Origin of the sequence: Streptomyces sp. 15-116A (genome assembly GCF_025290915.1) — a bacterium.
Lineage (GTDB): Bacteria > Actinomycetota > Actinomycetes > Streptomycetales > Streptomycetaceae > Streptomyces.
Map to the genome: position 1 here is coordinate 1 of NZ_JAOCQE010000166.1, position 14,395 is coordinate 14,395.

Below are 14,395 nucleotides of genomic sequence, written 5' to 3' on the forward strand. Positions count from 1 at the left end.
CATACCCGCGTAGCCGCGGCCGGTCGGCGACCCCGCCCCAGCTGCGGACGGTCCGCGACCCCCGCCCTAGCCGCGGCCGGTCGGCGACCCCGCCCTAGCTGCGGGCAGTCGTGCCTCCCCCAGTGCCTTAAGGGCCTGGGAGGTACCCCCAGGGCGGCACGGGTGGGCGATGGGGGTCCCCCCGCTCATGGGGGTCCCCCCGCGCGAGCGACGCCGAGCGTGGGGGAGAAGCCGAGAGTGGGGGAGGCACCCCGCCAGCGCGGGCGAGCGACACCCACCCCCGGCCCACGCCAACGCCGGGTGCACCAGCGGCTCCGGGGCGCCCTGTGCCGCCCGCACCCGGATTGCTCGGATCGCGTACCCGCGGGACACGCTTCGGGGCGCCACCGCGGGGGAGAATCGGCGTATGGCCCGTCCCGGGGAGGTCCTCATGTCGTTGCGGTCCGGCGGATCCGGCAAGGTCGCGCGGGATGCCGTGCACCATCCCCTGTTCGCCCGTTACTACGCCAAGGTCAGCGTCTCCGCCGAGACCCGGATGGGCATGGCCAAAGTCCGTCGGCGGCTGCTCGGCGGGCTGTCCGGGCGGGTGATCGAGATCGGCGCCGGCAACGGGCTGAACTTCGCCCACTACCCCGGCACGGTCTCCGAGGTCGTCGCCATCGAACCGGAGCGGCAGCTGCGCAAGCTGGCCGTGGACGCCGCGCTGCGCGCCCAGGTGCCGGTGGACGTCGCGCCCGGCGCTGCGGAGGCGCTGCCGGTGAAGAGCGAGGCGTTCGACGCGGCGGTGGTCTCGCTCGTGCTGTGCAGTGTGCGGGACGTGCCGAGGGCGCTGGCGGAGGTGCGGCGGGTGCTGCGGCCGGGCGGTGAGGTGCGGTTCTTCGAGCATGGGCTGGGTGGCGGTCGCGTCATGCGGTTCACCCAGCGTGCGATGGACGCGACGGTGTGGCCGCCGTTGGCCGGTGGCTGTCATCTGGCGCGGGACCCGGTCGGCTCCTTGCGGGCCGCCGGGTTCGAACTCGGGCCCTACCGGCGGATGATGATGCCCGAGAAAGGGCCGGCGATGCCCCAGTCGTTCTGTGTCATCGGTACGGCGTGGCGGCCGCCCGGGGACTGAGGGGTGCGTGGCCCTTACATCGGCTTGCGGGACCCGACCTGAGGTGGAGACGGAGCCGCACTCAAGGGGGATGTTGACTGTGGAGTGGGTCACATACCCTCGGGCGCGACAGCTGACGTCCTCACCCAGGAGGCGGTCGTGTCCACACCTGCTGCGGAGCAAGCGCCCGGCCTCGCGTCGGCCGACGGGATCGCGGCCCGCGCCCGCGGTCTGACCAAGGCGTACGGCTCGGGCGAGACGACCGTGCTGGCCCTGGACTCGGTGGACGTGGACATCGTGCGCGGGCGGTTCACGGCGGTGATGGGACCGTCGGGGTCGGGGAAGTCGACGCTGATGCACTGTCTGGCGGGGCTGGACACCGTTTCGGCGGGACAGGTGTGGCTCGGAGACACCGAGATCACCGGGCTGAAGGACCGTGAGCTGACCCGGCTGCGCCGGGACCGGATCGGGTTCATGTTCCAGTCGTTCAATCTGATTCCGACGCTCAATGCGCTGGAGAACATCACCCTGCCCATGGACATCGCCGGCAAGAAGGCCGATGCGGCATGGCTGGACCAGGTCATCGACACGCTCGGTCTGAGGGACCGGCTCAAGCACCGGCCCGCGCAGTTGTCCGGTGGGCAGCAGCAGCGGGTCGCGTGTGCGCGGGCGCTGGCCTCGCGGCCGGAGCTGATCTTCGCGGACGAGCCGACCGGGAACCTCGACTCGCGGGCCGGCCTCGAGGTGCTCGGCTTTCTGCGGGAGGCCGTGGACCAGCTGCATCAGACGGTGGTGATGGTCACCCATGATCCCGGGGCCGCCGCCCACTCGGATCTCGTGCTGTTTCTGGCGGACGGGCGGATCGTCGACGAGATGCGGCGGCCCACGGCGGAGGCCGTGCTGGAACGGATGAAGCGGTTCGATGTGATCCGCGCGCAGTCGGACGCGGCCGAGAAGGGCTGACGCGGTGCTCAAGGCGACGCTCAGGAGCTTTCTCGCGCACAAGGGGCGGCTGGTGCTGTCGGCACTGGCCGTGCTGCTGTCGGTGGCGTTCGTCGCGGGGAGCCTGATCTTCTCGGACACCGTCTCCCGGACCTTCGACCGGCTGTTCGCCTCCACCTCCGCCGATGTGACGGTCACGCCCCGGGAGGATCTGGAGTCGTCGGTGCCCACGGGTGCGGTGCGCACCCTGCCGGCCTCGCTCAGCGAGCGGCTGACCGGCGTCGAGGGGGTCGCGTCGGCGCATCCGGACGTCGAGGTCGAGAACATCACGGTCCTCGACAGCGACAACGAGTCGGTGGGGCCGACGACGGGTGCTCCGACCCTCGCCGTCGACTGGTACGAGGACGAGCGCAGCGTCGTGGAGCTGACCTCCGGGCGCACCCCGCGCGGGGACGGCGAGGCCGTGCTGGACGCGGACACCGCCGACGCCAAGGGCGTGGAGATCGGTGACACGCTGTCGGTGCAGGCGCAGCCCGGCACGTTCCGGGTGGAGGTCGTGGGCATCGCCACCTTCACCACCACCAATCCCGGCGCGGCGCTGGTGTTCCTGGATCCCGAGGTCGCCGCGAGGAAGCTGCTGGGCTCCGCCGACCGGGCCACGAGCATCTCGGTCGACGCGGCGCAGGGCGTGAGCGACGCCGAGCTGAAGCGGCGGGTCGTCGCGGGGCTCGGTGCTGGGGCCTACGACGTCAAGACGGCTGACGAGACGGCCGAGACGGCCGCCGAGGAGCTCGGCGGGTTCCTCGACGTGATCAAGTACGTGATGCTCGGGTTCGCGGGGATCGCCGTCCTCGTGGGCGTCTTCCTGATCGTCAACACGTTCTCCATGCTGATCGCCCAGCGCACCCGGGAACTGGGCCTGCTGCGGGCGATCGGGGCCGACCGGCGGCAGGTGCGCCGGTCGGTGCTCACCGAGGCGGTGCTGCTCGGTCTGGTCGGCTCGACGCTGGGTCTGGCGGCCGGTATCGGGCTGGCCTTCGGGCTGATCAGGCTGATGAGCGCCTTCGGCATGAATCTGCGGACCACGGAGATGGTCATCGGGTGGGCCACGCCCGTCACCGCCTATGTGGTGGGCGTCGGCGTCACCTTCGTCGCGGCGTATCTTCCGGCGCGGCGCGCGGCGGCCGTGTCGCCGATGGCCGCGCTGGCCGACGCGGAGATCGCCGGGGTGGGGCGGCCGCTCAGGACCCGTGCGGTGGTGGGGTCCGTGGTGGGCGCGCTCGGCGTGGCCGCGCTGGTGGGCTGTGTGCTCGCGTCCGAGACGTCGTCGGCGGCGTCGTTGCTGGGGCTCGGGGTCGTTCTCACCCTGGTCGCCACGGTGATCGCGGGGCCGCTGCTGGTGCGGCCGGTGATCCGGGTGCTGGGCGCGGCCTTCCCGGCGCTGTTCGGCTCGGTGGGCCGGATGAGCCAGCGCAACGCCCTGCGCAATCCGCGCCGTACCGGTGCCACCGCCGCCGCGCTGATGGTGGGACTCGCCCTGGTGGGCGGGATGTCGGTCGCCAGCGCCTCGATGTCCCGCTCGTTCGATGAGCAGATCGACAAGACGCTGGGCGCCGACTTCGTGATCCAGAACGCCAACTTCATGCCGTTCTCCGCGGAGGTCACCGAGCGGGTGCGGGACACGGAGGGCGTGGGCCTGGTCGTACGGCAGCGGTTCGCGCCGCTGGCGGTGCGGCTGCCGGACGGGGAGCGGATCGAGACCACCGCCGCCGGATACGACGACCGGGTCGACGACGTCGCACGGGTGACCTACGCGAGCGGGGACACGGCGGCTGCCCTGGCGGACGGCAGCGTCGGCATGGACGCCGATTTCGCGAAGGATCACGGCGTGCGGGTCGGCAGCACGCTCCCGGTGGAGTTCCCCGGTGGGCGACGCACCGAGCTGACCGTGGCCGCGCTCACCGACATGGAGGGCGGTGAGGGCTTCGGGATGCAGGGCGGATTGTTCCTGGGTATCGCGACGGTGGAGGAGTTCGTGCCGGGCGGGCAGGACTCCGCGCTGTACGTCAACGCGGCGGACGGCATGAGCACGGAGCAGCTGCGTGACCGGCTGGAGACGACGCTCGACCCGTATCCGCAGGTCCAGGCCCGTGACCAGGCCGACTACAAGGAGCTGGTGCACGACCAGATCGCCGTGCTGCTGTACCTCGTCTACGCCCTGCTCGGGCTGGCGATCATCATCGCGGTGCTCGGTGTCGTCAACACGCTCGCGCTGTCGGTGGTGGAGCGCACCCGGGAGATCGGGCTGCTGCGGGCGATCGGGCTGGCGCGGCGGCAGCTGCGGCGGATGATCCGGCTGGAGTCGGTGGTGATCGCGGTGTTCGGCGCGGTGCTGGGGCTGGCGCTGGGCCTGGTGTGGGGGCTGTGCGTGCAGCAGGTGCTGGCGCTGGAGGGCATGACCGCGCTGGCGATCCCCTGGGGCACCGTCGTGGCGGTCGTCGTCGGCTCGGCTTTGGTGGGCATCGCGGCGGCGCTGCTGCCGGCCCTGCGGGCGTCGCGGATGAACGTGCTGGAGGCGATCGCGCACGAGTGAGCCGGCATGAGGGCTCCTCGAAGGGGTGTCCGCATCGTGAAAAGGGCGCAGGTGACCGTCGTACGGCGTGTTGTGATCATCGTATGACTGAGCTGCGCATACGGGCCGCGATGCCCGAGGATCTCGATGCCGTGCTGGCCTTCTGGAAGGTGGCTGCCGAGGGCACCAGCATCAGTGACGACCGGGAGGGGGTCGAGCGCCTGGTCGGGCGAGACCCCCGGGCGCTGATGCTCGCCGAGCGGGGCGGTGAGCTGGTGGGCACGGTGATCGCGGGGTTCGACGGCTGGCGGTGCCATCTGTACCGGCTCGCGGTGCACCCGGAGCATCGCCGTCAGGGCGTCGCCTCCGCTCTGCTGGCCGCCGCCGAGGAGCGGTTCGTACGGCTCGGGGGGCGGCGCGCGGACGCGATGGTGCTGCGGCGCAATGCGACGGCGCATCATGCCTGGGGCGCGGCGGGGTACGTGGCGGAGGAGCAGTGGCGGCGCTGGGTGAAGCCGCTGACGGGGTGATCCCGGCCCGGGCCGATGCTCTTTTGCCGATCCTTTACTCTTGGAGGGTCACTCGGTTCATCCGGTCACTCGAGAAAGGTTGGTGTGCGTCCGCCCATGGGCGAGCCTCCCAGTAGCAGACATCGCGCATTCGTCCCCGTCCTGTTCGACCATGGGACGGAGGTGACCCGATGACCGAAGTGCTCCTCCTTCTGGTGGCGATCCTGCTCTCCCTCGCCTGCGGTGCGTTCGTCGCGGCGGAGTTCTCGCTGACCACGGTCGAGCGCGCCGAACTCGAACGCGCCGTGGAGCGTGGTGAACGGGGCGCCGCGGGCGCGCTCAAAGCCGTACGGAATCTCACCTTCCAGCTGTCCGGCGCCCAGCTCGGCATCACGGTCACCAATCTGATCGTGGGCATGCTCGCCGAGCCGTCCATCGCCGCGATGATCGCGGGACCGCTGAAGGACATCGGCGCGTCCGAGGCGACGGCGCACTCGCTGGCGCTGGTGATCGGTACGGCGCTGTCCACCGTGTTCCTGATGGTGGTCGGCGAGCTGGTCCCCAAGAACTGGGCGATCTCCTCACCGCTGGTGATCGCCAAGCGCGTGGGAAACGCACAGCGCTGGTTCAGCGCCGCCTTCCGGCCGTTCATCACCCACCTCAACAACACCGCCAATCGCATGGTGCGCCGGATGGGCCTCGAGCCCGCCGAGGAGCTGGCGTCCGGCCGCAGTCCCCAGGAACTCGCGGCGCTGGCCCGGCACTCGGCCAAGGAGGGCGCGCTGGAGGCCGACACGGCGGAGCTGTTCGTCCGCACGCTGAACCTCGCCGATCTGACCGCGGAGAACGTGATGACTCCCCGCGTGCAGGTCATCGCGCTGGATGTGCAGGCGACCTGCGAGGACGTCGCCAACGCCACCCGGGCCACCGGGCTGTCCCGGTTCCCCGTCTACCGCGGCACGCTCGATTCCGTGGTCGGGACCGCGCACGTCAAGGACGTGCTGGCGGTGCCGGCGGAGCGCAGGGCGCGGGTGCCCGTCTCCGAGCTGATGCGTGAGCCGCTGCTGGTGCCGGAGTCGCTGACCGTGGACCGGCTGCTGGACCGGCTGTCCGGCCGCCGCACCATGGCCGTGGTGATCGACGAGTACGGCGGCACGGCGGGCGTGGCCACGCTGGAGGACATCGTCGAGGAGGTCGTCGGCGAGGTCCGTGACGAGCACGACCCGCACGAGACCCCCGACCTGGCGCGGGCCGGGACGGACGAGGAGGGGCACGCCCTCTTCTCGGCCGACGGCTCCGCCCGCATGGACCAGCTCGCCCGGGTCGGCCTACGGGTGCCGGAGGGCCCCTACGAAACGCTCGCCGGGCTCGTGGCCACGACGCTGGGCCGGATTCCCGCCGTCGGTGACGCCCTGTCGGTCGCCGGATGGCGGATGGAGGTCATGGACGCCACGGGCCGCCGCGCGGCACGCGTTCTGCTGCACGCGCCGCTCGACGACCAGCGTCCCGTGGACGCGCGGGACGAGAAGGCCGCTCGCGACGAGAAGGCCGCGCAGGACGAGAAGGGGGCGCAGCGATGACCGCCGTACAGCTGTTGATCGGTCTGGCGACGCTCGTCGTCAACGCCTTCTTCGTGGGCGCCGAGTTCGCGCTGATCTCGGTGCGCCGCAGCCAGATCGAGCCGTACGCCGACCACGGCGACCGGCGCGCCAAGAGCGTGCTGTGGGGCCTGGAACACGTCTCCGCGCTGATGGCGGCGGCACAGCTCGGCATCACCCTGTGCACGCTGGTGCTGGGTGTGGTCGCCGAGCCGGCCATCGCGCATCTGCTCGAGCCGGTGTTCCACGCGGTGGGCGTGCCGGAGGGCGCGGGGCACGCGGTGTCGTTCGTGATCGCGCTGTCGCTGGCGACGTATCTGCACATGCTGCTCGGTGAGATGGTGCCGAAGAACATCGCGCTCGCGGAGCCCGTGCGCAGCGCGCTGCTGCTGGGCCCGCCCCTGGTGGCGCTGTCCCGGGCCCTGCGGCCGGTGATCTTCACCATCAACGCGTTCGCCAACAGCCTGCTGAAGCTGCTGCGGGTCGATGTGCGCGACGAGGTGGTGGCGTCCTTCTCGGACGCCGAGCTGGCGCAGATCGTCAAGGACTCCAGTGAGGCCGGGCTGATCGACGACCGTGCGCAGGAGCGGCTGCACGACGCGCTGGAGCTGGGCCGCCGGCCGGTGCGGGATGTGGTGCTGCCGCTGGAGCGCGTGGTCTACGCGCGCGTGGGCGTCACCCCGGAGGGTCTTGAGCGGCTTTCGGCGGAGTCCGGGTTCTCGCGCTTCCCGGTGGTGGACGAGGGGCGCCGGATCGTGGGGTATCTGCACGTGAAGGACGCCCTGGACGCCTCGCCGCGGGACCTGCCGTTCCGGCTGCGGGACATGCGGTCCATCGCGCGGGTGCGGGAGAGCACCCCGCTGGACGACGTGCTCACCGCGATGCGCGGCAGCCGTACGCATCTGGCGGCCGTCATCGGGGCCGACGGGCGGCTGGCGGGGCTGGTCACCATGGAGGACGTGCTGCAGGAGCTGTTCGGGCAGCGGGCCGAGCAGAGCTGAGCGGCGGGGAGCCAGGGACAGCGGACCGGGACGAGGGAGCCGACCGACCGGCGGGTATGTGCACGGGATAGCATCTCTGGCGCCATGGACACTTCCCGGACGCCACAGCCGTATCCCGCCCACACCAGCCTGGTCGCCGTCGGCGACTCCTTCACGGAGGGCATGTCGGACCTGCTGCCCGACGGCACCTACCGGGGCTGGGCCGATCTGCTGGCCGGTCGGATGGCGGCCGTCACCCCTGGCTTCCGCTACGCCAACCTCGCGGTGCGCGGCAAGCTGATCCGGCAGATCGTCGACGAGCAGGTGGACGCGGCGGCCGCCATGCGGGCCGACGTGGTCACCCTCGTCGGCGGTCTGAACGACACGCTGCGACCCAAGTGCGACATGGAGCGGGTCCGTGCCCTGCTGACCGAGGCCGTGGAGCGGCTCGCCCCGCACTGCGGGCAGCTGGTGCTGATGCGCAGCCCGGGCCGGCAGGGCCCGGTCCTCGAGCGGTTCCGGCCTCGTATGGAGGCGCTGTTCGACTGCATCGACGAGCTCGCCGAGAAGCACGGTGCCCTCGTCGTCGACCTGTACGGGGCGCCGGCGCTGGCCGACCCCCGGCTGTGGGACGTGGACCGGCTGCATCTGACCGCCGAGGGGCACCGGAGGGTCGCAGAGGCGGTGTGGCAGGCCCTCGGCTACCCGCCCGAGGACCCCGACTGGCAGCTGCCGCCGGAGGCGACGCTGCCGCCGCGCTGGGTGGCCCGCCGGGCAGAGGACGTGCGCTTCGCCCGCCGCCATCTGCTGCCGTGGATAGGCCGCCGTCTCACCGGCCGCTCCTCCGGCGACGGCCTGCCGCCGAAGCGCCCCGAGCTGCTGCCGTACGACGGCGGCCCGCTCCAGGACGCCTAGGGCCTGTCTGACAATTCCCGCCTGCCTCGCGACGCCATGCACGCACTCTCGCCGCACCGGGCGCAGAGCCGAGTACATCCAGTACGAGGCTCTACGCCCGGCACGCCGAGAGCACGCTCCCCCACCCTCGAACCGCGCTTCGCACGGCTCGGGCGGGAGGTGCCCCCATGACGCCGCGAGGCCGCCCTCCGGGCGACGGCGGGAATTGTCAGACAGGCCCTAGTAGCTTCCGCCAAGCCGCCCCGCGGCGCCGGCCTGCAGGAATCGCCAGTAGAATCACTCCACGTGACTGCTGCGCCCGCAAAGCCCCGTATCCCGAACGTCCTCGCCGGACGGTATGCCTCCGCCGAGCTCGCCACGCTCTGGTCGCCCGAGCAGAAGGTGAGGCTGGAGCGGCAGCTCTGGCTCGCCGTGCTGCGCGCCCAGAAGGACCTCGGGATCGAGGTGCCGGATGCGGCGATCGCCGACTACGAGCGTGTCCTGGACCAGGTCGACCTGGCCTCGATCGCCGAGCGCGAGAAGGTCACCCGGCACGATGTGAAGGCGCGGATCGAGGAGTTCAACGACCTCGCCGGGCACGAGCACGTGCACAAGGGCATGACCTCCCGCGACCTCACGGAGAACGTCGAGCAGCTGCAGATCCGGCTCTCTCTGGAGCTGATGCGCGACCGGACGGTGGCTGTGCTGGCCCGGCTGGGCAAGCTGGCCGGTGAGTACGGCGAGCTGGTCATGGCCGGCCGGTCCCACAACGTGGCCGCGCAGGCGACCACCCTCGGCAAGCGGTTCGCGACCGCCGCCGACGAGCTGCTGGTGGCGTACGGCCGGGTGGCGGAGCTGCTGGGCCGCTACCCGCTGCGCGGCATCAAGGGCCCGGTCGGCACCGCGCAGGACATGCTGGACCTGCTGGGCGGGGACGCCGCCAAGCTGGCGGAGCTGGAGCGGCGGATCGCCGGGCACCTGGGCTTCTCCGAGGCGTTCACGTCCGTCGGGCAGGTCTACCCGCGGTCGCTGGACTACGAGGTCGTCACCGCGCTGGTGCAGCTGGCGGCGGCGCCGTCGTCGCTGGCGAAGACGATCCGGCTGATGGCCGGGCACGAGCTGGTCACCGAGGGCTTCAAGCCGGGCCAGGTCGGCTCCTCGGCGATGCCGCACAAGATGAACACCCGCTCCTGCGAGCGCGTCAACGGCCTCATGGTGATCCTGCGCGGCTACGCGTCGATGACCGGCGAGCTGGCGGGCGACCAGTGGAACGAGGGCGATGTGTCCTGCTCGGTGGTGCGCCGCGTCGCGCTGCCGGACGCGTTCTTCGCGCTCGACGGCCTGCTGGAGACGTTCCTGACGGTGCTCGACGAGTTCGGCGCGTTCCCGGCGGTCGTCGCCCGGGAGCTGGACCGTTACCTGCCGTTCCTGGCCACCACCAAGGTGCTGATGGGCGCGGTGCGCTCGGGTGTCGGGCGGGAGGTCGCGCACGAGGCGATCAAGGAGAACGCCGTCGCCACCGCCCTCGCGATGCGCGAGCAGGGCGCGGAGCGAAACGACCTGCTCGACAAGCTCGCCGCCGACGAGCGCCTGCCGCTCGGCCGGGCCGAGCTGGAAGCGCTGATGGCGGACAAGCTGTCCTTCACGGGCGCCGCGAGCGACCAGGTCGCCACGGTCGTCGCCCGGATCGAGGAGATCGTCAAGCAGCACCCGGAGGCCGCCGGTTACACCCCTGGGGCGATCCTCTGACGCGCTTCACCCGGGAGGAGCTCGAGGCCGCCCGCGACCGGCTGGTGCCGGATGTGGTCGCGGACGGCCTGCGGGTGCTGTTCTGCGGTATCAACCCCGGCCTGATGACGGCCGCGACGGGCCACCACTTCGCGAGGCCCGGCAACCGCTTCTGGCCCGCGCTGCACCGGTCGGGCTTCACCCCGCGGCTGCTCAAGCCGTCGGAGCAGCGGGAGCTGCTGTCGTACGGGCTCGGCATCACCAACGTCGTGGCGCGGGCGACGGCACGGGCCGACGAGCTGAGGGCCGAGGAGTACCGGGAGGGCGGTCGGCTGCTGGCCGTGAAGGTGGCCCGGCTGCGTCCTCGGTGGCTGGCCGTGGTGGGGGTCACCGCGTACCGCGCGGCGTTCGACGATCCCAAGGCGCGGGTGGGGCCGCAGGAGCGGGTCATCGGGGACACGCGCGTGTGGGTGCTGCCCAATCCGTCCGGGCTGAACGCGCACTGGACGGCCGAGACGCTGGCGGAGGAGTTCGCGCGGCTGCGCGAGGCCGCGCAGCGGTGACGAGCGCCGCGCCCGGCGGTGACGGGCGCTGGTCATGGCGGCGCCGTTTCCGTGACCACCGCCAGCAGTCGGACCGCGCCGGCCGGGTCCCGGTCGGCGACCGCGAGGGCCACCCAGCGGCCGGTGCCCCGGACCTCCCACAGGTAGGCCCACTGTGCGCTCGCCGCGAGCCGGGCCCACGGCTCGGGTATCTCCTCCGCCTCGGTGCGCAGCAGGACCGTCCGCAGGTTCCACGGGTCGGTCTCGCCCCAGCGGGCGGCCAGCAGCTCGTGGAGGGCGTCGCGCTCCTTCTCATACTGATCCACCGTCACCGCCCAGTCGGCCGGATCGCCGTCGTCCGGGCCGTGGTCGGCCCGCAGGACCGCGACATGGTGGCCGGGCCCCGAGAAGCCGACGTCCGACGGGCCGTGCTCCGCCGGAAAGGGGCGGAAGCACAGCTCGTCGATGAGGGCGATGTGCTGTGCGATGTCCATGGGGTCCAGTAAACCCGCCGCCACTGACACTTGGCGGTGCGTCAGCCGACTCCCGGTCACCCTCCGCTGTCAGGCGTCCCGGCGGCGCAGGCTCCACGCTCCGGCGAGCAGGGCGGCGGCCGTCCACAGCGCGGTCACCGCGAGCCCGGACCACGGGCCGAGTGTCCCGTCGTACGTCTGGTGGAGGGCGATCTGTCCGGCCTTGTCGGGCAGGAAGTCGGTGACGCCGCCGGCCGCGTCGCCGATCACGAAGGACACCACGAGGATGAACGGGATCAGCAGGGACAGCGTGGCCACGCCGCTGCGCAGGAGGGTCGCAAGGCCCGCGGCGAACAGCGCCATCAGCGTCAGATAGACGCCGCAGCCGACGACTCCGCGCGCCTGCTCGCCCAGGGTGAGCCCGTCCGCGGCGGATCCCAGTCCCGCGCGCGCCGCGAGGAGCGCGGCGAGCGAGGTCGCCAGACCCACCAGCAGTGCGGGCACGGCGATGGCGGTGACCTTGGCCGCGAACCAGCGGGTGCGGTGCGGAACGGCCGCCAGGGACAGGCGCAGGGCGCCATTGTGGTATTCCGCCGAGACGGCCATGGCGCCGAAGGAGATCGCGGCGATCTGTCCTGGCATGGCGCCGGACAGGGCCGTGAACAGCGGGTCGAAGTCCGGCTCCGCGGTATGCGTGGCGCCGGCGAGGGCGGAGAACGCCGTGGTCGCGGCGAACAGGGCGAGGAGCGCGCCGAGGAGCGAGCGGAGCGTGCGGATCTTCAGCCACTCGGCGTGGAGCACGGGTACGAACGGCATGGTCGCGGCGGCGGGCGGGGTCGCGGGTGCGGGTGCGGGTGCGGGTGCGGCGGACATGGTCAGGCCTCCTGGGGCTGTGCGGTGAACTCGGTCTCGGCGGCGGTGAGGTCGAGGTAGGCCTGTTCCAAGGTGGCCTCGTCAGCGGCGAGTTCGAGGACGGGCACGCCCGCGGCGGAGAGCAGCCGCCCGACGTCCTCCACGCGCGCGTCGTGCACGGTCCAGTGACCTTCCGGGTGCCGTTCGGGGTGATGTCCGTGCCGGGTGAGGGTGTTCTCCAGGGCGGCGGGATCGCTGGTGCGGACCCGGACGCCGGGGCGCACGCGTGCGTGGATGAACTCCCGCATCGGGGTGTCGGCCAGCAGGCGTCCCCGGCCGAGGACGATGAGGTGGTCGGCGAAGGAGGCGGTCTCGTTCATCAGGTGGCTGGAGACCAGCACGGTGCGCCCTTCGTCGGCGAGGCGCCGCAGCAGCCCGCGGATCCACACGATGCCTTCCGGATCGAGGCCGTTGGAGGGCTCGTCGAGCATGACGACGGCCGGGTCGCCGAGCAGCGCGGCGGCGATGCCGAGGCGCTGGCGCATGCCGAGGGAGTACGTTCGCACGCGCCGGCGTGCCACGGACTTCAGGCCGACCTCCTCCAGCAGCTCGTCGACCCGGCGGTCCGGGATGCGGTTGGTGGCCGCCAGGACCCTTAGGTGGTCGCGGCCGGTGCGGGAGCCGTGCGCGGCCTGTGCGTCGAGCAGGGCGCCGACGTGGCGCAGCGGCTCGTCCAGGGCGGTGTAGGGGCGCCCGCTGATGGTGGCGGCTCCGGAGGTGGGGTGGTCGAGGCCGAGGACGAGGCGCATGGTGGTGGACTTGCCCGCGCCGTTGGGGCCGAGGAAGCCGGTGACGCGGCCGGGCAGGACGCGGAAGGTGAGGTGGTCGACGGCGCGTCGGGTGCCGTACTCCTTGGTGAGGTCGTGGACGTCGATGCTGGTCATGCCGATCAGCGTGGCCGCAGGAGGGGGTGCGGGGCCTCCCCCGCCGGTGGAGATCGTCTCCCCCGTGCGGGGGAGGCCGGTTGTCAGTGGCCGCTGGCACGATGTCGGCATGGGACCGCTCCTGCGCCCGCTGCTTCGCGGGACGACGTACAGCCGGCTGCTGCATCTGTGGACGCCCGCGCTGCCGTTCAGCGTGTGGATGTTCGTCGACTCGCGGACCCCGTGGGTGCCGGCGCTGGTGCTGGTGCCGCTGGGACTGATCCCCGCGGTCCGCAGGCGTGAGGGTGTGCAGGCCCGGCTGCTGCTGATGCCTCGCGAGCGGGAACCGGTGCTTTCCGAGGAACCGTCGGCGACGTGGCGGGACCGGTGGCGGACCACGCTGTGGCTGGCGGTTCGGGTGGCCCTGGCGGTGGTGACGACGGTCCTCACGGTCTGGCTGCCGCTGCTGGCCTACTCCGCGGGCGAGGTCGCGGCGGGCGGCTCGCCCGGGGGCGTGCCCGTGCTGGAGGACGCGCGGCCGCACTGGGCGTACGCGCTGCTGGTGCCGATTCCCCTGATCCTGCTGTGCGCGGCGGTGGTGGGTCTGGGCGAGCTGGTCACCGCGGCCGCGCGGCGGCTGCTCGGCCCCTCCCCCGCCGAACGCCTGGCGGCGCTGGAGGCCAGGAGCGAGCAGCTGCTGGAGCGCACCCGGATCGCCCGCGAGCTGCACGACTCCATCGGCCATGCGCTGACCGTGGCCGTGGTGCAGGCGGGTGCCGCGCGGGCGGCGGGCGATCCCGCCTTCACCGACCGGGCGCTGGACGCGATCGAGGAGACCGGCCGGGCCGCGCTGGAGGACCTGGAGCGGGTGCTCGGCATCCTGCGGGAGCCCGAGAAGCCCGTGAGCGGCCGGCCGACGCTCGGGGACGCGGAGCGGCTGCTGGAGTCCGCGCGGGCCTCCGGTGCGAAGCTCGACGCCGAGCTGGCCGGTCGTCTGGACACCGTGCCCGGTCCGGTGTCCCGGGAGGGGTACCGCATCCTGCAGGAGTCGTTGACCAATGTGCTGCGGCACGCGGGAGCCGTGCCGGCCCGGGTCCGGGTCGGCGTGGCGGACGGCACCTTGACGCTGGAGATACGCAATCCGCTGCCCGCCGCGGCGCCCGGTCCGGGCCACGGTCCCGTCCGCGGCAGCGGCCTGCGCGGCATACGCGAGCGCGCCGCGCTCCTCGGCGGCCACGCCCGCACCGGCCCGGAGGGCGGTGACTGGCAGGTGCGGGTCGAGCTGCCGG

General features: G+C 72.5%; 13 protein-coding genes. 10 read left to right on the forward strand and 3 right to left on the reverse strand.

The features are described 5' to 3' along the window. Positions 1-430 precede the first annotated feature (430 nt). The 9 genes from N4P33_RS23305 to mug all read left to right on the forward strand — a co-directional run bounded on the left by N4P33_RS23305 (position 431) and on the right by mug (position 10,879). Positions 431-1,114: a class I SAM-dependent methyltransferase gene (locus N4P33_RS23305; protein ID WP_260828641.1), complete on the forward strand. Its 684-nt coding sequence runs from the start codon at positions 431-433 to the stop codon at positions 1,112-1,114. A gap of 138 nt (positions 1,115-1,252) precedes the next feature. Then, positions 1,253-2,056, forward strand: a complete 804-nt coding sequence (locus N4P33_RS23310; protein ID WP_260828628.1) for an ABC transporter ATP-binding protein — start codon at positions 1,253-1,255, stop codon at positions 2,054-2,056. 4 nt (positions 2,057-2,060) lie between these two features. Beyond that, a complete protein-coding gene (locus N4P33_RS23315) occupies positions 2,061-4,628 on the forward strand; it encodes an ABC transporter permease (protein WP_260828629.1) in 2,568 nt (855 codons plus the stop codon). 83 nt (positions 4,629-4,711) lie between these two features. Then, entirely contained in the window at positions 4,712-5,137 is a 426-nt protein-coding gene (locus N4P33_RS23320) for a GNAT family N-acetyltransferase (RefSeq protein WP_260828630.1), read from the forward strand. A gap of 170 nt (positions 5,138-5,307) precedes the next feature. Next, a complete protein-coding gene (locus N4P33_RS23325; RefSeq protein WP_260828631.1) occupies positions 5,308-6,696 on the forward strand; it encodes a hemolysin family protein in 1,389 nt (462 codons plus the stop codon). Next, a complete protein-coding gene (locus N4P33_RS23330; RefSeq protein WP_260828632.1) occupies positions 6,693-7,715 on the forward strand; it encodes a hemolysin family protein in 1,023 nt (340 codons plus the stop codon). The genes N4P33_RS23325 and N4P33_RS23330 overlap by 4 nt, the downstream gene beginning before the upstream one ends. An 84-nt stretch (positions 7,716-7,799) precedes the next feature. Continuing rightward, positions 7,800-8,609 carry an SGNH/GDSL hydrolase family protein gene (locus tag N4P33_RS23335; protein ID WP_260828633.1) on the forward strand — a complete coding sequence of 270 codons (810 nt, stop codon included), beginning with the start codon at positions 7,800-7,802 and terminating at the stop codon, positions 8,607-8,609. Positions 8,610-8,894: 285 nt separating this feature from the next. Further along, positions 8,895-10,337 (forward strand): adenylosuccinate lyase, encoded by a 1,443-nt coding sequence (gene purB, locus N4P33_RS23340; RefSeq protein WP_260828634.1) that lies wholly within the window; start codon positions 8,895-8,897, stop codon positions 10,335-10,337. Between the two features lie 44 nt (positions 10,338-10,381). After that, on the forward strand, positions 10,382-10,879 hold the full coding sequence (gene mug / locus N4P33_RS23345) for a G/U mismatch-specific DNA glycosylase (RefSeq protein ID WP_260828636.1): 498 nt from the start codon (positions 10,382-10,384) through the stop codon (positions 10,877-10,879). A gap of 32 nt (positions 10,880-10,911) precedes the next feature. On the opposite strand, the gene N4P33_RS23350 is transcribed toward mug, so the two are convergent. From N4P33_RS23350 to N4P33_RS23360, 3 genes are all read right to left on the reverse strand, one after another. Beyond that, the gene (locus N4P33_RS23350; protein ID WP_260828637.1) at positions 10,912-11,352 is read right to left on the reverse strand and encodes a hypothetical protein; all 441 of its coding nucleotides are present in this window, start codon (positions 11,350-11,352) and stop codon (positions 10,912-10,914) included. Positions 11,353-11,421: 69 nt separating this feature from the next. Then, positions 11,422-12,147, reverse strand: a complete 726-nt coding sequence (locus N4P33_RS23355; protein WP_260828642.1) for an ABC transporter permease — start codon at positions 12,145-12,147, stop codon at positions 11,422-11,424. A gap of 59 nt (positions 12,148-12,206) precedes the next feature. After that, a complete protein-coding gene (locus tag N4P33_RS23360; protein WP_260828638.1) occupies positions 12,207-13,127 on the reverse strand; it encodes an ABC transporter ATP-binding protein in 921 nt (306 codons plus the stop codon). 109 nt (positions 13,128-13,236) lie between these two features. Between N4P33_RS23360 and N4P33_RS23365 the strand changes: the two genes are divergently transcribed. Beyond that, on the forward strand, positions 13,237-14,395 hold a 1,159-nt coding region (locus tag N4P33_RS23365; protein WP_260828640.1), incomplete at its 3' end, for a sensor histidine kinase.

Excerpts from the sequence above, each read along its gene's own strand:
- N4P33_RS23305 (WP_260828641.1), top strand. The coding sequence starts at position 431 with ATGTCGTTGCGGTCCGGCGGATCCGGCAAGGTCGCGCGGGATGCCGTG.
- N4P33_RS23320 (WP_260828630.1), top strand. The coding sequence starts at position 4,712 with ATGACTGAGCTGCGCATACGGGCCGCGATGCCCGAGGATCTCGATGCC.
- N4P33_RS23325 (WP_260828631.1), top strand. The coding sequence starts at position 5,308 with ATGACCGAAGTGCTCCTCCTTCTGGTGGCGATCCTGCTCTCCCTCGCC.
- N4P33_RS23330 (WP_260828632.1), top strand. The coding sequence starts at position 6,693 with ATGACCGCCGTACAGCTGTTGATCGGTCTGGCGACGCTCGTCGTCAAC.
- N4P33_RS23335 (WP_260828633.1), top strand. The coding sequence starts at position 7,800 with ATGGACACTTCCCGGACGCCACAGCCGTATCCCGCCCACACCAGCCTG.
- N4P33_RS23350 (WP_260828637.1), bottom strand. The coding sequence starts at position 11,352 with ATGGACATCGCACAGCACATCGCCCTCATCGACGAGCTGTGCTTCCGC.
- N4P33_RS23355 (WP_260828642.1), bottom strand. The coding sequence starts at position 12,147 with ATGCCGTTCGTACCCGTGCTCCACGCCGAGTGGCTGAAGATCCGCACG.
- N4P33_RS23360 (WP_260828638.1), bottom strand. The coding sequence starts at position 13,127 with ATGACCAGCATCGACGTCCACGACCTCACCAAGGAGTACGGCACCCGA.